The 21,041-nt window shown below is 58.1% G+C and carries 13 protein-coding genes; 10 read left to right on the top strand and 3 right to left on the bottom strand.

The window, feature by feature from the left end; genetic code table 11:
* Positions 1–804 precede the first annotated feature (804 nt).
* From QA642_RS40740 to QA642_RS40720, 5 genes are all read left to right on the top strand, one after another.
* A complete protein-coding gene (locus tag QA642_RS40740) occupies positions 805–1,098 on the top strand; it encodes a hypothetical protein (protein ID WP_283081869.1) in 294 nt (97 codons plus the stop codon).
* A gap of 1,335 nt (positions 1,099–2,433) precedes the next feature.
* Positions 2,434–8,550 (top strand): non-ribosomal peptide synthetase, encoded by a 6,117-nt coding sequence (locus QA642_RS40735; protein WP_283081868.1) that lies wholly within the window; start codon positions 2,434–2,436, stop codon positions 8,548–8,550.
* A gap of 164 nt (positions 8,551–8,714) precedes the next feature.
* The gene (locus tag QA642_RS40730; protein WP_283081867.1) at positions 8,715–8,909 is read left to right on the top strand and encodes a hypothetical protein; all 195 of its coding nucleotides are present in this window, start codon (positions 8,715–8,717) and stop codon (positions 8,907–8,909) included.
* Positions 8,902–10,296 (top strand): MATE family efflux transporter, encoded by a 1,395-nt coding sequence (locus QA642_RS40725; RefSeq protein ID WP_283081866.1) that lies wholly within the window; start codon positions 8,902–8,904, stop codon positions 10,294–10,296. The genes QA642_RS40730 and QA642_RS40725 overlap by 8 nt, the downstream gene beginning before the upstream one ends.
* 522 nt (positions 10,297–10,818) lie before the next feature.
* Complete coding sequence (locus QA642_RS40720; RefSeq protein WP_283081865.1) at positions 10,819–11,241, top strand: hypothetical protein; 423 nt, start codon at positions 10,819–10,821, stop codon at positions 11,239–11,241.
* Positions 11,242–11,422: 181 nt separating this feature from the next.
* Here QA642_RS40720 and QA642_RS40715 read toward each other — a convergent pair whose 3' ends face one another.
* Positions 11,423–12,535: a Fic family protein gene (locus QA642_RS40715; RefSeq protein WP_283081864.1), complete on the bottom strand. Its 1,113-nt coding sequence runs from the start codon at positions 12,533–12,535 to the stop codon at positions 11,423–11,425.
* Between the two features lie 293 nt (positions 12,536–12,828).
* Between QA642_RS40715 and QA642_RS40710 the strand changes: the two genes are divergently transcribed.
* Genes QA642_RS40710 through QA642_RS40700 form a run of 3 tightly spaced genes read left to right on the top strand, consistent with a single transcriptional unit; the run spans position 12,829 to position 16,591 of the window.
* Complete coding sequence (locus QA642_RS40710) at positions 12,829–14,385, top strand: transcriptional regulator (RefSeq protein ID WP_283081863.1); 1,557 nt, start codon at positions 12,829–12,831, stop codon at positions 14,383–14,385.
* The gene (locus QA642_RS40705) at positions 14,385–16,079 is read left to right on the top strand and encodes a ThiF family adenylyltransferase (protein WP_283081862.1); all 1,695 of its coding nucleotides are present in this window, start codon (positions 14,385–14,387) and stop codon (positions 16,077–16,079) included. The genes QA642_RS40710 and QA642_RS40705 overlap by 1 nt, the downstream gene beginning before the upstream one ends.
* Positions 16,076–16,591 (top strand): Mov34/MPN/PAD-1 family protein, encoded by a 516-nt coding sequence (locus QA642_RS40700; protein ID WP_283081861.1) that lies wholly within the window; start codon positions 16,076–16,078, stop codon positions 16,589–16,591. The genes QA642_RS40705 and QA642_RS40700 overlap by 4 nt, the downstream gene beginning before the upstream one ends.
* Here the strand turns inward: QA642_RS40700 and QA642_RS40695 are convergent.
* Positions 16,572–17,507, bottom strand: coding sequence for a TIR domain-containing protein (locus tag QA642_RS40695; RefSeq protein ID WP_283081860.1), 936 nt, complete (start codon positions 17,505–17,507; stop codon positions 16,572–16,574). The genes QA642_RS40700 and QA642_RS40695 overlap by 20 nt on opposite strands.
* A 1,280-nt stretch (positions 17,508–18,787) precedes the next feature.
* Here QA642_RS40695 and QA642_RS40690 point away from each other — a divergent pair.
* Positions 18,788–19,690 (top strand): GTP cyclohydrolase I, encoded by a 903-nt coding sequence (locus tag QA642_RS40690; RefSeq protein WP_283081859.1) that lies wholly within the window; start codon positions 18,788–18,790, stop codon positions 19,688–19,690.
* Positions 19,687–20,235: a 6-carboxytetrahydropterin synthase gene (locus QA642_RS40685; protein ID WP_283081858.1), complete on the top strand. Its 549-nt coding sequence runs from the start codon at positions 19,687–19,689 to the stop codon at positions 20,233–20,235. The genes QA642_RS40690 and QA642_RS40685 overlap by 4 nt, the downstream gene beginning before the upstream one ends.
* 352 nt (positions 20,236–20,587) lie before the next feature.
* On the opposite strand, the gene QA642_RS40680 is transcribed toward QA642_RS40685, so the two are convergent.
* Positions 20,588–20,845, bottom strand: coding sequence for a hypothetical protein (locus QA642_RS40680; protein WP_283081857.1), 258 nt, complete (start codon positions 20,843–20,845; stop codon positions 20,588–20,590).
* Between the last annotated feature and the right edge of the window lie 196 nt (positions 20,846–21,041).

Raw genomic sequence — 21,041 nt, 5'->3', positions numbered from 1 at the left:
ACTGCCCCATCGCCGCGCAGCCAGAAATGGACCCGCTCGCTCACAGGCCTGGCACAAAGGATCTCCTCTGCGGTATAGACGCCGCAAGTACAGAGTCATCGAACCCCGATCATGGTGACCAGAAAAGTGGCGCATGCGTGTGCGCACAGCATGATAATGTATTGGTAATATGCAGTTGAAGGGCTCGACTTCAGAGGGTGGGTGGTGCGCAACGGCTTCGTATTGGCTTGGCCTCAATATTCGTGAAGGCCGCTCAAGCTGCGCAACGTGCTGTTGACCGCGCCGGACCAATGTTATGGGCGGGCAGCTTTGCCGTATACCCTGGCTATATCGCGTGTCCATTCGGTTGGGTGGTCGGCCGGCGAGTTGTTCAAATGGCGAATGCACATTCCTTGACCCCGTCGTCCACAGCGGCATGAAGTCGCAGTGGATCACCGCCTCCAAATAACGGCCAGCTCGCGAGGAGCGGGTTCATCACGCGCGAATAAAGCTCAGGACCGTCAACCGGCCATGGATGAGTCGAGGCGATATCGCATGGCTCCTGGCCCGCGCCGCCAGAGCCTACGCCGTTTTCCGAGCTGCGGCCAACGCCATCGACTCCGAACCATTCGATGCGCCAGCATCCGGTCTGCGAGCTGACGCGCGCCACCGCGTACTTATCGCATAAGTGCGCTGTCAATTGTCACTACCAGATCTGGGCGTTTGGGAAGCAGTACTTGCATCGTAAGGTTACGGAAAGGTTCGGATGCACATGAGTGTGTTCCCATCCAGCTTCGAGACGCGCAAAGCAGTGCCACAGCGAACATGAATATCAGCTCCCAATTCTTTACCGATGCACGCGCGCGAGAGCGGGCCGTCACCGACCAAAAACTCAGCAAATTTACAGCACCGGTCCCGAGACGTTCAGGTTTCCAGATGAGACGTGGCATGAAGCCGATAGCGCGGATGGCCGCAGCAATAAAGCGCGCTCGGGCCATCTCCGATCTCGACCGGTGCTGCGCAATCTGGTGGCTCTATCGCCTCCATTTCGGCATCAACCGCGACGTGATGTTGGGCCTTGCCGCGATCGCCCGGGAGAGATCCCGCTGCGGCATTTAGGCCCCGTGACATCGACCACCTTCCATGCGAGCAGCTGGCGCTGCCCCACCAAATCTGCCACCAGGTTGCGCGTTTGGCTGGCGGACAAAGTCTCAGCCCAACGCCAAACGTGTCAAGTCTCCCCCAGCCCACCAAGGGTCGCAATCACATCTAGTACCGGCGGACTGGACTGCTGCGACATAGTATCAGTGCGGCCGCAGACGAGAAATCCGTTGAGACGATGATCGCTATGGCCGATCCGACTTGCGCGCTCTTCACGCAGGTCGTCGCGGGTGATTATACGATATGCCGCCTTTTCTCGCCGTCAGCCACCTTCGGAGATGGCCTACAGTCAAAAAAGGAGCGGCTATACCAAGTGACCGACCACTCCTTCATCCCGTTTGCTTGCTTGACACACTTCTCCGGAAGCGACGAACGTTCGGGCTGAAACGGTCCACCAAAACTGGCGCGGCGTTCGGAGGATTACTGTCGCCACATACGAACACATCGGCGGCCGAGGACCTCTCAGGCCAAGTATGTAGGGTCATGAGCGTTTCAGCCAACAAGGCTATTGCGGAGACGCCGTGACCGGGGCAAAACTTGTGAACATGAAGGTGGAGTAGTGTCGCCCTCGCTGTCGAAGGGCTTTTCGGATTGCGCTTTCCGCAAGCTCCGGATCATCGAGAATCTTCGCTCCCCATAGCTTGGTGAGCATATAGGGCGCATCTGTGGATAGGTGGGGCGTCCTTCTCGTTATCCAAAGTCATAAAGAAATCTCAGTTGAATGACGGCCAAATAGGCTGAGCTATGCGGATTTAGGTGAGGAGGTGATCAGGCGTTTTCTTCGCCGGTGCCAGCCCTTGGATGACCTCAATGCCGTCCGCCGGACTGGCAGCTCACGCTTCGATAATTCATTCTAGTGTTGAGCGTCGCCGGGTCCTTGATGCGACGATCACCGGCGTTTGAACACCATCGGTCTGGCGGTGGCCGCGATAAGGAGCGTTTTGCCCGGACAAACTGTATACCCGGTGGCGAACACGCTTTCGACGGGATAGGTGGTGCCGGCTCAAGTGCCGCGAAATCGGACAATTACGCTAATCACAAGCCATAACGCGCCTGTGGGCGCGTTGATTACGGGTGCCCTGCAGACGATGGCAGGTCCACTACAAGAGTAGGTAGGTGCCAAAGTGGATTCAGGCTCGTAGCGTCCTCCTGTCCCTCTGCTGATCATCGAGCCAGAAGCGAACACCGACAAGGTCATACGGACAAAACCTTACGACGTGCGAAAGCCAGGGTGGCTGCGCATGCACAAGACGAGCTTCGGCGTTCCGACTTGGGCGCCGCAGAAGGCGACGAATGGCGGGTCGCGTGCCTACGGAAAATCAATCAGGCAAGAAGCAGTCTATGGAACGTCAACCGGTTGACGCGATCACGGCGATTAATCGGCTTGCAGGTTCGGATCCGGAGAGAGTTGCGCTGAGGCACGGCGCAGACGAACTCACATATGAGGCGCTACGGTCAAGATCGGAAGCCCTTGCGAGGACCTTACGAGAGAAGGGTGCTCGCGGGGCGGTTGTCGGCTATTGGGGGGGGCGCGACCTCGACTGGGCGACGGCGGTCATCGCAATTTTGAATGCTGGATCAACGTACCTACCGCTCGATCCATCGCTGCCGGCTTCCCGCACATCATTCATGATCGAGCAGAGCCGCTGCGCTCTGCTGATAGGCCGAGACCGGCCGGAGTCGCTCAGCCTATCCCAGGAGAGCAGCAAAGGAGCCCCTCCATTCGTAGCTATAGAGGCGGCACTGCGCAGGGTACAGACCTCGTCTGTTGTGCCATCGCTGAACGTGGATGGACTTGCCTATATTCTGTTTACGTCTGGTTCGACAGGGCAGCCTAAGGGCGCAATGATCGAGCGCGCCGGCCTAAGCAATCATTTGGCGGCGAAGGTCGACGCTTTAAGTCTCACTCAGACGGATTGCATCGCGCAAACCGCATCGCACTGCTTTGACATCTCGCTGTGGCAGCTTCTTTCTGGGCTTTGCGTCGGAGCCTCTACGGCAATTATTGATGATGCGACACTGAGGTCGCCGTCATCGCTCCTTCAAGCAATTCAACGGTGCGGCGCCACGGTTGTGCAATTCGTTCCGTCGGTGCTGGCAGTGTTTGTTGAGTATCTGCAGTCGCTTGCTGCGGCCGAGCGAGCCATGGACGGCTTGCGGATTATTTCTACCGTCGGAGAACCTCTAACACCGGGATTGGCGCGCGCGTGGCTTGCCTTGTATCCCCGCGTTTCCATTCTCAACCACTACGGGCCGACCGAGTGCGCGGACGGCGTGACGCATCATCTGGTTTCCGTGCCGCCTGCGCTGGCGGAGCCTTATGTACCGATCGGCAGGCCAATTGAAAACGTTCAGGTTTATATCGCGGACGGACCACGGCTCTGCAACGTAGGAGAGGTCGGCGAAATCTGTGTTAGCGGCGTTGGCGTCGCTGCCGGTTACGTCAATGACCATGTCCGCACCAAGGATGCGTTTGGGCCAAACCCGTTCTCAAACGACCTGTCCTTCCGGCGCCTATATCGGACAGGTGATCTTGGCCGCCTTCGCTCCGACGGCCTTTTGGAATGTCTCGGTCGACGGGATCGTCAGGTCAAAATTCGCGGGCACAGAATCGAGCTGGGGGAAATCGAGGCTCGCTTGTCCGCTCATCACTTGGTGCATGGCGCCGTCGCAGTCGCCTCTGTCTGCGCAGGCGTAAAGCTTACCGCGCGAGATATAGGTGGGGCCGAGGCGCAAGCCGGATCGCGGCGACTAGTTGCGTATGTGTCAGCTCCAGCTGAACTGGCGGAAAGCGACCTTCAGAATTTTCTTGCTGAGGCACTCCCCAGCTACATGCTTCCGGAAAGAATCATCCACGTCAGCGCTATTCCACTGACCAGGAACGGAAAGGTCGATTTTGCAGCGTTGCCTGACCCGGCCACTGTTCGCCCTCCATTGTCAACGCCATTTGAGGAGCCGCGCACAGGCCTCGAAGTCCGGCTGCGTCAAATCTGGTCCGGTATTTTGCGGATCGACCAGATAGGTGTGAATGACCAATTCATGAGCCTCGGCGGAGATTCGCTCCGCGCAATGCTCATATTGGGACAGTTGCAGACTTTGCTCGGAGTGAGAGCTGATTTCAGGCTAGTCCTGCACGGGACCATTCGATCTCTTGCCGCTTCGATCGCGCACAGTGCCGAGCCCAATTCCCGCGCAGCTTTTACATACCGAAAGCTCAACCGATCGCCTCTGACACGACTCCAGGAGCACCTATGGTTCCTCTCGCAGCTCGATCCATCTGCAAGGAACTACATCATTCAAGGGGGCCTGCGAGTTAGGGGAAACATCGATTTAGCTCGCTTCACTCGCGCCTGGGCCGAGGTCATTCATTCCCACCAGGCACTTTCGGCGCGCTTCATCGACGAAGACGGTCCGGTTCAATGCTTCGATGCTCCGCCATCTACTAGCCTTGGATTGACCGATGTATCTCATCTCACCTCCTCCGAGGCTGAAGAGCTCATCGCACAGCTGCGGCGAACGGAGGTGAAAGACGGTTTTGACCTCCGACAAGGCCGCTTGTTTCGCGCGCGTATGGTCCGGTCTGGTCCCGACAACCATCTCATATTGATCACCGCTCATGAAATCATCCTCGATGCCTGGTCGATCTCTATTCTGCTCAGAGATCTTCAGCGAAAATATTTAGATGCCGTGGCGCCTTGGCCAGAGAACCGGGCATCACTCTCGGCCTACGCGGCGTGGGAAACACAACATGCTTCTCCAGAAGCGCTGCAGAGCCAACGTCACTATTGGCGTCGTCAGATTGGTGATGATCCGCCGGTGCTTTCGCTTGGAACGGGACGAGCGCGCCCTCAGACAAATTCATACCGCGGCGCCTCGCATCCAGTGCTGCTTGGCGACGATCTCTCCAGTCGCGTAAGAGAATTTGCGCGCGGAAACAGCTGCACCACGTCGACAACACTGCTGGCGTGCTTCAAGCTACTGCTACGAATGTATAGCGGTCAGGACGATATTGTCGTCGGCATACCACACGCTGTACGGGATCAACCTGGCAGCGCCGACATCGTCGGCTTTTTCCTGAATATGCTGCCAATCCGTGCCACAGTCGATGGCGGTGAATGCTTTGCTGCTCATGCCACGCGCATCCAGGGCCTGGTCAGCGATGCCATCGCAAATTCGGCCTATCCATTCGGATGGATGGTCAGGGATAGTAGGTTATGTCGCGAACCGGGGCGATCACCGATCTTCCAAGTCATGTTCAACATGTATTCCGAAGGCGCCGAGCCACTTGGTCAAGACGAGTTGGCTCTGACATTCCGCGAGTACGACACAGGCTATGTCAAATTCGACCTAACACTGTACGCGCAAGATCTGGGCGATGAAATTGCACTCCAACTGGCGTATGCGGAAGACATAATCTCGAGTGATCTGGCTATTCGCATGGCCAACACTCTGCGCTGTCTGATTGCCGCCTGCGTTGATAAGCCGCTTGTGCCCATTGAGGAACTAAACTGCCTCAGCTCCTCAGACCTCACTATACTGGATTCGCTGGATGGGTCGATCCAGCGATATGAATCTGAATGTCCGCTTGTTGAAGCCTTCGAGCAGATCAGCCTGTCCAATCAGAGCAATTTAGCATATTTTGGCGAGTTCGGGGAGGTCACATTCGGCCAGCTGCGTGAGCGCGTCGCCGCTATCCGCTCGTCACTGCGGAATATGGAGGTGGGGGCCGGCGATCTGGTCGCCATGCTTGTTGACCGCTCGCCGGACGTTGCCGCTATCATGCTTGCGGCGCGAGGCTTGGATGCTGTCGTTGTGCCGATATCGCCGGATTATCCGCGTGATCGGATCCAACATATCCTGCGAGATAGTCAGGCAAAGCTCTTGCTTCACGCGAATATCACGGAGCCTGGCTTTGAGATACCTTCGATTTGTCTGTTGGCCTTAGAAACGTGCAGTGTGTCGAGGGATGATTTCGCGCCCAGCAACACACCGTCAGATCACCCAATTGCGAACCTCATATACACGTCCTCCTCAACAGGCCGGGCGAAGGGGGTTCTTATACCGGAATGGGCCATTCTTAATCGACTGAACTGGATGTGGCGACGCTTTCCCTTCGACAGCACCGACGTCATGGTTGTCCAGAAGTCCGCCTGCCTTGTTGCGTCCGCTTGGGAGTATTTTGGCGGGCTTCTGAGAGGTGTGCCCACGCTGATCCTCACCCAAGGGCAGGTGCTAGCTCCGGATTTGTTGTTGTGCAGTTTGGCAAAACATCGCGTGACACGCTTTTTAGCCTCTCCACCACTCCTGTCCGGTCTCATCGGGGCTCAGGAACGGCAACCGCAAAGCACCGCCTTGAGATTGGTCACAAGCAGCGCCGAACCGATGCCTTCTTCGCTGCCCGCTCGCTGGCGTAGGTCTTTTCCGGGTGTGCCGCTGTGGAACTTCTATGGTGCGACGGAATGTGCGTCCAATGCAGCCGTGCACGAAACATCGGATGCGGATGACAACTCGGCGCTTGTCCCAGTGGGGCGGCCAATCGACAACGTCAAACTCTACGTGCTCGATGCACGATTGAAGAGAGTGCCTGTTGGAGCCCCCGGCGAACTGTGCATCGCGGGCCGCTGTCTGAGCGCTGGGTACTGGCAGGATCAAGATCGGACTGACCGCTGTTTCGTGCCGAATCCGTATGATTGCGGACAATACAACGTGCTTTATCGGAGTGGGGACATCGCACGCATCTCAGCCAGCGGCCTTCTCGAGATTTGCGGCCGATCGGACAACCAGATCAAAGTGAGGGGCTTTCGCATCGAGCCGGAGGAGGTCGAAGGCGCCCTTGAGTCTCATCCGGCAATCGCAAAGGCCGCGGTCTTCGCAGAAGGCATCGATGACGATCGCCGCTTGACGGCGAGCGTGGTGCCTGCTCGGGAGAATCTAAGCTCTGGAGAGATTCTCGCCCACCTGCGCAAAAAATTGCCATCTTACATGATTCCCGCAGCCTTCCGGTTGGTCGACAGTATTCCCCTGACGACGAGCGGAAAAATAGAGCGAGCTCGCCTATCTTCCGTTCCTTACCGCGAGATCGAGACCAATCCATCTGCTGAGCCCCGCACCAGGAACGAGCGAGTTCTTGCTCGGATCTGGGAGGATCTATTAGGCGCCAAGGGGGTGGGAATCGACAGCAGTTTTTTTGATATCGGAGGCGATTCTCTTCTGAGCGTACGTTGCGTCACGCTGGCGCGCAAAGCCGGGCTTAATCTCACCGTCAACCAACTTTATCGAACACCGACCATCAGGGATTTGGCGGCGGGGGAAGCGGAGGCGGCACCCCACAACGTCGATTTCGCGGACGGCTTACTGCCTGTGCCTCCCGTAATATCGTATTGGAATTCTCTTGTCGGCTTTGACGAGCATTTTAACATCGGGGATCTGTTCTTCTTGCCCGGTGGCATCCTGAACATCAAGATCCTGGACCGCGCTCTCGCCCATATCATCAAGCGGCACGAAGGCCTCAGGCTGCGCGTTGCCCGAACCCAAGATGGACTCCGGCTGGGAATCGGGCCTTGTCCGGCCGAGCGCATCGTGGAGGAGATCGATCTGGTCCGAATGACCGGCCCAGACCAGCGCAGGACAATCGAGAGTGTCTCGGCAAGATGTCAACACATGTTTCGGTTTGACGGCCACACGCCTCTTGTTCACGTTACGGCCTTCCGTATTTCGGAAAGCGGCGATTACTATCTGCTGCTGCTGATACATCATTTCGTAGTGGATGGAATAGGCTATCGGCTATTCCTCGAAGCATTGGAGGACGCATACAACGCTCTTGCTGCAGGCCATGATGTGAATGGTCCTGAGACCGTACAAAGGCTCTCTCCCTGGTTGAAGCGCCTCGAGCACTACGCGAACAGCGAAGCACTACACGAACTCAAGCACTGGGAGGGCATTGACTACGATCAGTTCAACTTGCGTGTCAGCGACGCGTCATGGCGCGGCCCGAGTGTCGCCGAAGAAAGCGCGAGAGAGCTTCACGATCCAAGTCTCGGAGGTCGGCGGGAGGTTTCGAACGGCCGTTCACTTCGGGTAGATCAGGCCAAGTACCATCTTGAGATCGATGGGGAGGCGACAGCGGGTCTCCTCAGTATTGGAGCCAGATCAGCGCATTGTCAGGACTTTGATGTGTTTCTTGCTGCGATGTCCGGTGCGTTTGGAGCCCTGTTCGGCAACTATTCGCTCTGGATTGATAGCCTGACCTCGACACGAGGTCGGCTGTTTGACGATTGCGATTCATCTCAGATCATTGGCCTCATCAGCGAGCTCGTCCCGCTTCCATTGAATGTCACCGGAAGGGAGTCGCGTTCCGGCCGTGCTCGTTCAATATACCGGCAGCGCAATGCGCTGCCGCGTGGGGAATAGGCTTTCGAGCCCTAAAATTCCTAAACCGAGATCCAGCCGTGCGGTGCCGGCTCGATCGCCTGCCACTGCCCAGAATTGGGGTCAATTATCGCGCCGGTCTGCAGCGCCATTTCGCGCGCTGTTTTCTAGACGCAGACCCTTCTCCACTTTGGATCGGCGAACACATGGCTCAAGCGGCGGCGATCCACCTCTTCTGGTTCGATGTCGGATATCAATCCGGCCGTCTACAGATTGATATGAGGTATGATCCAAGCCAGGTCGGTTATGAGGTGACCCGCCATCTTTGCACGGTCTTGCAACAAGAGCTGTTGCAGACGATCGATGAATTCGCAGCGCTCACGAGAGTCAACCATGAATGAGCGCGATGCGATGCGAAAGAAAAACCGGCACGTGGATCTATCGGACCAAAGACTCCCAAGCCTTCTTCTGCGGCTTGCCATTCCATCTGTTATCGGGTTGTCGATCAACGCCCTACAGCAGCTCCTCAACGCTATCTTTGTTGGCTCACTTGGTGCGCAGGCGATCGCGGCCGTCAGCATGACTATGCCGGTCATTATTCTGCTTGCGGCGGTGGGAGAGGGGATCGGTGTGGGCACTGCCTCCTTCATTTCCCGTCATCTTGGCGCTGGTAATGAGTTAGAGGCGAGTCGAGGTGCTAGTACGGCGCTCGCGCTCGCCGCTCCGATCGGCGTGATCATGACCGTCGCCCTGCTTTTGAGCCTACGAGGCATCTTCGTCGCACTCGGGGCAACCCCAACCATCCTGCCCATCGCGCTCGACTACGCTACGATCCTCTTGCCGGGGTCTACTTTGATGCTCCTAAACATCGTCAGCGGCTTCATCGCAAGAGCTGAAGGCAACACACGATTCAGTATGTGGACCATGCTTAGCGCTTTCGTATTGAATGCCTTGCTTGATCCCCTTTTTATATTCTTACTAGACTTGGGTGTGCGAGGCGCAGCCCTAGCGACGTTGCTATCTCAGATCGCCGCTATAAGCCTCTACATCGGATATTTTACCAAGCGGTGCGGCACTGCCTTCGTCAGAATGTCTCAGGTCTCGTTGCGGGTGGATCGCATCAGAGAGCTCGCGTTCATTGGAGCGCCGGCGACGATGACGAGTATCTTATCGGCTCTTGCCGGTATGTTCTTGTACGGAGCCGCTGCCCGATTCGGTGACGAGTTCGTTGCGGCCGTGGGAATAGCTGTAAGAATCTTGACAATCGGGGCGATGCCGATCACCGGCTTTTGTATCGGCTCTCAAGCTGTCCTGGGGTTCGGTTGGGGCGCCCGCGACTTTGCCCGTGTGCTGAAGGTTGCGAAGTTCATGCTCTCTATCACGGTTGCGCTTTCCTTTGCATATTCGGCAGCCGTCATGCTTTTTGTCCGGCCTTTGGTCAGGTTGTTCAGCGATAGCGACAAGGTCACCGATATTGCCGTCTTGACCTGCATCGTCTTTCACCTGTTTTTTGGACTTTACGGTATTCAGAGTTTCGTGACGACAATGCTTCAGTCGCTTGGCAGAGCACGCCTCAGCGCGGTCGTATCTTTCGCGAGGCAAGGATATCTCTTCATACCGGCGGTACTTCTATTCCCTGTCATATCGGGCTTCAGTGGATTGTTGGCCAGTCAAGCCATCGCTGAGGTCGGCGCTGGAATAATCGCGCTATTCGTCATGCTGCGCCAGTTTGCTGAGCTCAGGCGGGGAGGACCAGCACATTCAGCCAGGAAGTGCTCCTTGACTTGATCAGGCATCAGTCCGACCAATTGATACTTTCCTCGCGGGCGAAACAGTCAGCCCTCATCCGTTCCGGGCTGGTGGTTGCCGAAGTCGTTGCCGTCTTAGGCGTCGTTGCCGTCTTAGGCGAGAACGACGTTGGTTGGTTCGTTTGGAATGATTAAGCGAAGAGTTCAGGTCGACTGCGGGCTTGTTTGCGGCCACAAGAGTCGTCTCGACTGTGTCGATCCGTGTGGTACGGCCGCTGCTGATTGGTCGTCGACGATCACATCACTTTTCTTTTCGCAAAAGACCCGCTCGCGCCCAGCAGCATCAAGCTGGGTCAACTGAATGTCACTGCGACGGCACGACGCCGTGTCAAGGGCGGCTTGCCGCTCGTCCTTGACATGGCGGCGGGACTGCGCGAACCGATGTCGGATGTAGGGCTGGGATACCTGCCCGGGGCACGCTCTTTCATTGACTTATTTCGGCGACCTGCATCTTCGAAGTGCAGTTGCTGGCTCGCTTTACGAACGCATGCGAGACTGACCCATGGTGCAGATTGTGCTTTCGCTGCTGCGAGCCATCGTGCTGGTGGCGCGCGTGACGATCTGGCTCATGCGGCTCGTTCTCACGATCTTGCACTCACTGCACCGATGGTGGGGCTTCAACCCGGGAGGCGCGCTTGGCTCGGCGCGCTTCGTCTCCCGATGGGAGTTGCTAGGGTTATCTGAACGCGCAGGCTATCAGATAGCGCTCGGTGACACTGTGGTTCTCGCCAGGTTTATAGCGTTCCGTGACCCGCTCGTGATATCGGCCCACGGGGATGTCGGCGATGTACGCCCAGTAAAGAAGGCTCTTTGCGTCATCGTACGGCTGATGGAAGTGCGCCAAGACTTGGCGAATAGAAGAAAGAATGCAGATAAGTTCAGGAGCGCAAAAAGCGGAAGAGCTACGCAGAAAGCCACGTTGTAGCCGAGCGGAAGGATGCTTTGGCCGGTTAGTAGATTGATGGAGCCGATGATCCAGGCCGAAGAAAACGTAAGCAGCGCGGTCATTTTCGTCTCCGCGAACTTAACCAAGTCGATATTGCGGCTGAGTTGCGTTGAGAGAATCTTCTCAATGCCTCTTCTTGATCGTCTTTCATGGTCAACTATCAGGTTTTCAACTCTATGAGCGAGTAGCTCGTGCTCCGGCCTCCGGCTGCATCCTTCTTGAGGATGCCGTGGCCAACAAGTTCGTCGATGTCCCTCGCGGCGGTCGCCTGGGAGACTTTCGTGAGTTTCGCCCATTTCGACGACGTGAGCTTTCCTTCGAATCCATCGAAGAGGCGGTTGAGTACTAGCCGTTGACGCTCATTAAGTTGCCGCGCCGCGTGAAGGTCCCAGAAGTCCGCCTTGCGGAGAATGCTGCCGAGAATGGTGTCGGCGCCGTCGAAGGCGCGATCCAGGCAGTCAAGAAACCACGTCAGCCAGTCGGTGACATCGAGACTACCTCTCTGGGTTCTCTCAAGGATGGCGTAATACTCATTCCTCTCACGGCGGATTTGAGCGGACATGCTGTAGAATCTCTGGGCGCTCTGCTCAGATCTGGCGAGAGCGAGGTCAGCGATGGCGCGCGCGATGCGGCCGTTGCCATCCTCAAAGGGATGGATGGTTACGAACCAGAGGTGCGCAAGCGCAGCTTTCAAAACAGGGTCGATGCCGCTGGCGTTGCCGTTGAACCAGTCAAGGAATGTCTGCATTTCCTTGTCGAGGCGATCGGCGTGTGGCGCTTCATAGTGGACACGCGCTCGCCCGATGGGGCTCGAGATGACCTGCATCGGTCCGGTTTCAGCAGTGCGCCACGCGCCGACGACAATCTTCGTCATGCCGCTCCGCCCGGTGGGGAAGAGCGCAGCGTGCCAGCCGAAGAGACGCTCGGCCGTGAGTTCGGCATCGTAGTGTTCGGTGGCATCAAGGATCATTTCCACCATGCCCTCCACGTAGCGATCCGTCGGAGGCAGTGCGCCGATGTCCAGGCCAAGTCGGCGGGCAATGGATGACCGGACCTGGTCCCGATCCAGGACCTCTCCCTCAATTTCGCTGGACTTCACCACCTCTTCGGTGAGGGTCTGGAGAGTTGCTTCGGCTTTGAGCGGGAATCCGAGACGTTCCATCCGCCCGAGCAGGCGACCCTGCTTGTGACGCACGGAAGCCAAGCGGGCAGCAATTCGCTCCAAATTCCAGTGGAAGGTCGGCCACTCCCCGATTTCATGAATGCAGACCATAATCTCATTATCCTTTGCAGAGATTATGGGTCCCAATCTCATCATCGACAAGCCTATTCTCGTCAATTTTTGCAGAGAAAGGGTGGCTAAATCTCTGCAACCCGGAAGTACGGGGATAACTGCCTATATTTCTTCCATGCACATTCCGAAGGTTCCTTTTATGTTCTAAATATACCCGCTGCGCGTGCAAGGGCAACGAATACCTTGGCAGCGCGGACACCAAACAGCGCTGCTACTGCCGGTTGTGCCTCATTTCGGGTCCCGCTCGTGCCGCGCAACAACGGAGCACAGCAATGGCAGGCCGGAATTGGAATAAGGAGCGGGCTACAAAGCGGATCGACACCAAGATCGACGGGCTTCCGCTCAAGGCGATCGAGATCAAGGAATACGTCCGCGACACCGATCTCTCAAACCTGGCGAACACGGTGGCGTACCGCGTCGATGGCGTGCACCTCTACGCCGACATTCTCAACGTCAAGGATATGCTGGCGGTCACCGACGTTGAGGGTGAGACCTGCCACAAGCGCACGCTGCGGTTTCTGAACATGCACTACCGCGCGGCGCACCGGATTATCGCGCGTGTGGACGCCATCCTGGTCGACTTCCACAACCAGCGCCTCCACTCCGTGGTTGCCAAGCCTTACGATAACGAAGCCAAGCGCGTGCATCGGGCCGTGGCGACAGCGCAACTGGTCATCGACGTTTTGGCGCAAACTGGCGAAGACGCCGATCATCCTGCCGCTAAGGTGCGGGTCGGCATCGACACCGGCAAGGCCTTGGCGGTGAACAATGGCCGTCGCGGCCACCGCGAGCCGCTGTTCCTGGGCGAGCCAGCGAATTACGCGGCCAAGCGCGCTGGTGGAGGTACTGCAACGGGTATCTATCTGACCAACAAGGCACGAAAAGCCATAGGGCTTTCGGAGGCCACAAACGTAGACGCCACGCCCCTTACGGCCGCCGAGATCGCGACCAGTCAGAGGGAAGCCAAGCTTGAGATCACTGCCACGGAGATCGTGAAGGAGTGGCAGGAAGACCTCAAGAACAACCCCATCGGGGCCTTCGAGTTTTCCGGGCATACGCCGCCGTATTCGACGCTCGATATTGAAGCGCTATCCGCGAAGAACTCGCGCCGCCAGGATGCATGCACGGTCTATGGAGATCTGGACGGTTTCACCAACTATGTCGGTAACAACATCGCCACCGATGCTGGCGCGAAGCACGTCGTTCGCGCGCTCCACGTGTTGAGGGCCGAACTAGATGCAGCGCTTCACGAGGATTTCAAGGGTGTGAAGGTCCGGTTCATCGGCGATTGCGTCCATGGCCTTCTGGTGGAGGGCACCGCGCAGACCACCGACGTGGAAGCGACCATCAGCAACATGACCCTCTGCGCTGGTGGAATGCGTAGCAGCTTCAACCTGGCTCTTGCCCGCCTGAAGGCAAACGGTACCGATGCGTCCAGTCTGGGCCTGGCCATCGGCTTTGATTTCGGGCCGATGAACGTCACGCGGCTGGGTATGAAGGGCGAACTCATCCGCTGCTCCGTGAGCCGTGGCGTGTTGGCGGCGGAGAAGGAGCAATCCCGCTGTGCCGGGACTGAAACTGCGATCGGACCGAACGCATATGCCAAGGCCTCGGAGCCCGCGCGCGCGATCTTTGGTTCAGGCCGCAAACGCGCCGGTTTGGATTACGAAACCGCTGTCAACGAGATGTCGGCCAAGGGCGACAAGGCGGCAAAAGCTGCCAAAGCACTGTCAGCCGGATCGCTCCTGCAGCTAGCCGCCGCCGCAGCCCAGCCGTTCAGCTTTCCCAACCGGGCGACCGGACCGGCGACGCCGGGCGGCTTTGCTTGATGTGGTGGTATCTTTCCGATCTCGCCCGTTTCAAGAGCGAACGGCTAGGGCTTGACGCCCTGGCCGCCAACGCGGATTGGCTCACGCCGCTTGGATGGCGGACCGACGAGGCCAAGAGGTTGATTTTCGATGCCGACATCACGATCGGAACCCGCACCTATCGGGTTTTTCTCAGTTATCCCGCGCATTTCCCCAACACACCTCCTTCGGTCTATCCGCGTGGTGAGCAGACCACTTTGTGGTCGAACCATCAGTTCGGTCCCGGTGGTGAGCTTTGCCTCGAATACCGCCCTGACAACTGGACCAGCGACGTCACTGGCGCGATGCTGCTGGAAAGCGCGCATCGCTTGCTCTTCACGGAAAATCCACCCGAAGGCAAGGCGGAGAGGGTGCCTTCGGGGCACGAAGTATCGCTGGGCCAATCGCTGCGCACGCGTACGTTGCGACTGCTGATGACACGCAAGTTGGCTGACTTCTTTGCGGAGATGCAGACAGGCGAAATGCTCAAAGGCAACATGCTGGTGCATTGCCGGCCTGAGAGTAATGTCTACATCATCGACAAGGTCACAAAGAGCGATGGCGAGGTCTGGATCAATCCTGACGTGCCGCCGACCTTGAGCAGCGAAACCTACGAGCGCACGGTCCCGATTTTGCGGATTGCGAAAGCCCAAGCGCTGCCACCGACCTCCAATCCGGCAGATTACAAGACCGCCATTGCGGCATTGGGATTCGAAGAGAACGCGTCAATCATTGTGATCCTGAAAGGAAGTAAGGCGCATTGTTTCTGGGGAGCCGCCGAGTACGCTATCCAGTTTGCGACGATTCCGCAGGAGCCCGAGGTCCGGCGGCTGGATGACAGCCACGAACCACTGCGCGGCATGAGCGTCGCAGTGATCGGCTGCGGATCGTTGGGGAGCAAGGTCGCGGCGATGCTCGCGCGTTCCGGGGTGGAAAACTTCTACCTCCTCGACGACGACCTGCTGCTGCCCGACAACCTGGTCAGGCACGACCTCGACTGGCGCGATGTCGGCACCCACAAGGTGGATGCTGTAACCCAGCGGATCAAGAACGTGAATCCGAACGCCAAAGTGTACGTCCGTAAGGTCCGTATGGCCGGTCAGGAAGCGAGCGGAAGTGCCGAGACCGCCATTACCTCGTTGCTGGCAAGAGATCTCATTATCAACGCCACCGCCAATCCCAATGTCCACAACCTGGTTTCTGCCGTCGCGGAGTCCGCCGCGAAGCCCGTTGTCTGGGCGGAGGTGTACGGCGGAGGATTCGGCGGTCTGATCGCCCGCTACCGACCCGGCGTAGAGCCGTCACCTCAGCTCATGCGCCGCGCGATCGAGAACTGGTTTGCCGAGCGGAATTATCAGCCCAAGGCGGCGACGAGAGATTACGCGACCGGCGGCGAAGGTCCGCCGATGATCGCGGATGACGCGGATGTCACCAGCATCGCCGCCGCGACCGCGCGCTTGGCCATCGATACGCTCCTCGCCCGCGATCCATCTTACTTTCCTGTGCCGGTCTACGTGTTAGGACTTGCTCCGGAAGAAGGACTGTTCACGCAAGCCTTTGAAACCTATCCCATTCCGATGCCGGAAGCCCCTCCGATAGAGAAAGCAATGACACTCTCTGCCGAGGAGACGACTGCGGAGATCGTCGAAATTGCCAAGATATTCGACATAAAATGAAAATGATCCTTCCTCATGCCGTCGTCAAAACGCTGGTTGCAGAGCTCAAGGGAGCTGGCGTTCGCGAGATTGGCGGAGTTCTCGTCGGTGAGCATGTCGGCGACGAGACTTTTCGGATCGCAGACCTATCAATCCAGCGCTGCGGAGGCTCGGCGACCCATTTCGTGAGAGACCTGGACCACAACCGCGCTTTCCTGAACGGGTTCTTCGCGCGGACGGGGCACGACTACCAGCGCTTCAACTATCTCGGAGAATGGCACTCCCATCCTTCGTTTGAGCCGCTGCCGAGCCTGCAAGACCAGAATGCGATGCGCGACATCGTCGAAGACCCGAACGTCGGCGTCAATTTTGCGGTGCTGCTGATTGTCACGCTTGCGCGCCGCTCGACGCTCCATCTCTCCGCGACGGCGTTCCGCGCACAAGCATCGCCGCTCGTCATTGAAGTGGAAGCTGAAAGCGAAGCCAACCTCAAGCGCGGCTGGTTCGTGCGGCTTATCGATCTTCTTCGATAGCGAAGGTGCGCACACCGAGCCGCTTCACGAGTTCGCGGATCGTTTCGCACACCGGCGCGATGCGCTCAGCGACGGTTGCATCGTCGCCTGCCTGGTAGGGGACGAGGGTCAGGCCCTGGAGATCCGAGGGCAGCTTCAGGTCTTTCACTCTCGGATGAACGAGGATGGTGCGGTACCGGCTCAACTTACCCATGAAAAGTCCCAGCTCGAAGAGCACGTTGTCACGCACCGTCGGCGCCCTTTTCCCGCGTGATTCCGAGATGTCGTCAGGCTCGGCGATGGCAACGGCAAAATCGGCCTCGCTCACCTGCTTCTCCAGAGCCTCAAGAGGGTAACCGCCCGCGAAAAAGACCCCGTCATCCCAAACAGTGCTGAATACGTCTTTCTCCAGTCCGGTGCGAAGCGCATGCGCGATTTTGAGCGCCTCGGATGACGACATGACGAAGAGCTTGGAAGCTTGGTTCGGGAGATAGATGGTCTTGTTGCGCTGATGCAGCCGCTTGGACAGCTCCTGGGCAATCGGCAGCCACACGCTGGGAAACTTCTCGCCGATCCCCATAAACGCCGCACTGCTCAATTTGAGCGCCACCGCATGCTCAAGAACGGTGACCGTTGCCGAGCGCGGGAGAGATGCCTCGATGGCTGCCATCTCGCCGATGTGTTGCCCGGCTGATCGCGTGGCGACCTGCGCGCCATTCACGATGATGGCGATCACTCCGGCCACAAGCAGATAGATGTCATTATCTACAGCATTTTGGACGATGATGTTCTCGCCGGGTCTAAACTCGACCAGTTCTCCTGCGTCGGCCAGAGCCTTGGCGATCTCAAGCTGGCCGCCTGCAAAATCCTGGCGGCGGAGCGAAGCAACGAGTTGAGGGCGGTTCTGCTCTCCTTCAAATCGCTCTTTCATCGGCATCCCAATTTCATCTGAATGTTCTGGTGCGGGCGGCCGGACTCGAACCGGCACAGGCCTTGCGGCCCACGGATTTTAAGTCCTTCGAGGCGCGATTCAAGATTGACCACGCGGCTTCGCCGATGCCCGAAACCAGACAGCCAGAACGCCTCGCGCCCCGGACGGTCAAATCGGAATGGTGGACGAGATCATCTTGGAATACTGGGCGAGATCAAACCGGTACACCCAGGCGAGATCATCGCAATCCGTATTGCGGCAAAGAAATCCTAAAACTCGGCGTAATATCGATTGACCCCTGCCCCCAAATTTTGTCCGGTTCTGAGTTCGCCCCGGTCGTTGGGTTTGCCCAGTTGGGCGGGACGGAAGCTGGCGCAGAGCCTTCGGCATAGCGCAGCGCCAGCGTTTGCGGGGGCGCGCTGTTCTACGCAACACAGCGTCCAGGGCATCGCTGACCTGCCAAGGCGTGCGCATCCAGGTTTCTCCAACAATATCGCCGCTGGCGTCAAGCTATCGGCGAAACCGTAAAGCTAATCGACGATTTCTGTTCGCCGATCGGCAAATCCGTCAAGTCAACCGGTGGCACGGAATTTCTTCGCATTCTTCGCGGCAGCCAGCGTTTGGCGCTCGAATGCGCCCCACTCGCCCTGGACAAGAACAGCTGCGCAGATCACGCGGGCGAACACGAGGATCGGAAGCGAGGCCCGGCAACGGAGGCTAACCCGGCCGGACCCCGCCGCCGCCAATCCCGGAGAGGATCGAGGTGAAGTATCGCATAGAAAGCGTGCCGCTTTCCATCTTAGTTGCGGAGCGTTTCGCCGGAAAGCACCGCTTGAGCTCGGCTAGGCTTCGGCACGGCGCATTGCAGAGGCTTGCTGTCGAACAGCCCCGGCGCAGCATTTGACCAAAAGAGCCCGCGCAGTTGATGCAGGGGGGCGAGATTAACATCCGCCTCGGGCAGGAAGACGGACTCAGTGATCTCGAGGTCGACCCGCTGGGGCGACAAGCCCGAGTTGGCCACCCGCCGAAATTACCACATGCACCAGATTGCGGCTACGGCTGCGCCGGTAAGAGGTTGACCGCGGCGCTTACTGAGCGCGCGCAATATCTTGGTCCGTTTCGTACAAAGTTTGCACGCCGATAACGAGCGAGATTTTGCTGATCTTAACAAATTGCAGGCAAGATCCTGAGGCTTGACCTTGGAAGGGCGCGCACCATGAAAACGCTAGATCGCTTTTTGCGCGATGAGTCTTGGAGCTACCGCCATAGAAATAGAATATGGGTTGATGGCGGCGGGTATCTCACTTGCTATCATTGCAGCTGTGAATGGACCGGGCACGAAACTCAGAACGAAGTTCTCTTCGAACAACTTTCTGACCGGTGGCGCCCGCCGGCTCGCTCGCGCCGAATCAACCGATGCCTTTAAACTGAACCGGGGGTTCGGCCAGATTACGCGAGTGACATGCCAGCCAGGGATCGCACGGAACGCAGTAGGGGATAGCATGGATGACAATGTCAAGACATTGCGGCCGTCGCCGCACGGCGCCGCACTTTGCAACGAAGCTATTGAGGGATTTGCCGATCGAGCGGCGAAAGCCGCGATGATCGCGGAAGCGTCGCAGAAATTGGAGGAGTTATTCGACGTTCTGCGTATCGACCATGTCAACGATCATAACACCCGCGATACGCCGCGACGGGTCGCCAGGATGTTCGTTGAGGAAGTACTGCGCGGGCGTTACGATGCGCCGCCGAAAATCACCGAATTCGAAAACGTCGAACGCTATGATCGTCTGATTATCACCGGCCCAATCGACGTGCGCTCGACGTGTGCGCATCACCTCCTGCCGATCCACGGACAAGCCTTCGTCGGCGTGCTTCCATCGCCGGAGGGCAAGATCATCGGCCTGTCGAAATACGACCGCATCGTCGAGTACTTCTGCGCGCGACTGCAGATCCAGGAGGAGCTCGTCTCCCAGATAGGCAACTACATCGTCGACGCGACTGCCCCGAAGGGGCTCGCCATCCGGATCAGCGCGGTTCACATGTGTAGGACCCACCGCGGGGTCCGCGCGAGCGAGCAGAGCCGGATGATCAACAGCGCCTTCTTCGGTGAGATGCTGCACAATCAAGATCTGAAGAACGAATTCCTGCACGAGGCGCTGGCGCTGGAACGGCGCATCACCGCATGAGCGTTCGTCAAGACGAGGAATTGCGCATGGTAACTGGGCTGCTGCCTCAACCTTCCTCGCCGCCGCTTGCACCCGCCGCTGCCGGTCCGATCTACCGTTCGACCAAGACGTACGGTCACAGCGAAGGCTTGTCATGCTGCTTCCGGCAGTGGCGCGCGACGCACTCGCATTGCAGCCTGCTGCATGGGTACGCCCTGTCCTTCGCCTTTGTCTTCGCCACGCGCGAACTCGACGAGTGCAACTGGTGCTTCGATTTCGGCGGCCTGAAGGAGGTCAAGGCGTGGCTGCATCACATGTTCGATCACACGACGCTGGCCGCGGCGGACGATCCGCACCTGACCGCCTTTGAATCATTGCAGCGCGCGGGGTTGGCAGAGCTTCGCGTGTTGCCGGCGGTAGGGTGCGAAGCGGTTGCAAGGTACGCTTTCGATCACGTATCGGACTATGTCGTGAAGAAGACCGCGGCCAGAGTGTGGCTTGAAAGCGTGCAAGTCTGCGAACATAGCGGCAACTCCGCGATTTACTGCAATCCGGCCGGAGCCTGACGCCCTAGTGACGCAAACGTTCAGGACTGCACGACATCTTCGCGTGAGCCCGTGGGCGGCGCCTCGCGCCGACTCATGTCCCGAGAGGGCGCACGACTTCCGTCGCGAGCGGAAAGACAGTGACGAAAACGAGGGACTATCCTCTTAGAATGCGTCTCCGCACGCCGCCTCAGTCCTTCCTCGAGACGCCCTTCACGCGAGAGGATCACATTTCGATCGAACTTGCATTACGAGTCGAGACTGTCGACTTCGCTGGGCTGGACAGTCGTTGACTTCACAAGAGGCCGCGATCGCAAGCACGTTGATGCCCAGGAGTCCGTCCAGTCCCATCCGCATGCTGCCACGCAATGGCTCACGCCTCGCGCCAGAGTTCATGATAATTAGCGAACTGCTTCATCGAGAGTTTATAGCGTACCGGACCGAGCAACGGCAGGACGAGCCGGAGCACATCGCTCAACGCCGGTCGGGTGTGCCGGACGTAAAGTTCCAGGGACTCAAGTCTTGATAGCCAATGGAATTTCGGATCGTAGTTGAGGCCACTGCTCTTGTATTGCTTGTAACCTTCGGCGATGCGCGAAACGTATTGGTAGAGATGCAGCTTCAACGCCACGGAATAGTTGAGCCGAGATACTCGTCCCAGATGCTGTCGCCATGAGCCGTCCGAATGCTGAATGCACTGCGCGCGCCCATCGATGCGCCAAATAAAGGAGGTATTGTTGCTCAGCGCGCAGATATATTCCGACGTCAGCTTCGCAAAATGCTGTCTCGATCGCGAGTAGACTTGAGTAACCGTGCAACGCGGCGGG

The sequence above is a fragment of the Bradyrhizobium sp. CB2312 genome, from assembly GCF_029714425.1.
In the GTDB taxonomy this organism is placed as follows: domain Bacteria; phylum Pseudomonadota; class Alphaproteobacteria; order Rhizobiales; family Xanthobacteraceae; genus Bradyrhizobium.
The sequence above is the reverse complement of the archived record's forward strand: the minus strand, read 5'-3'. Positions and strand labels throughout refer to the sequence as shown.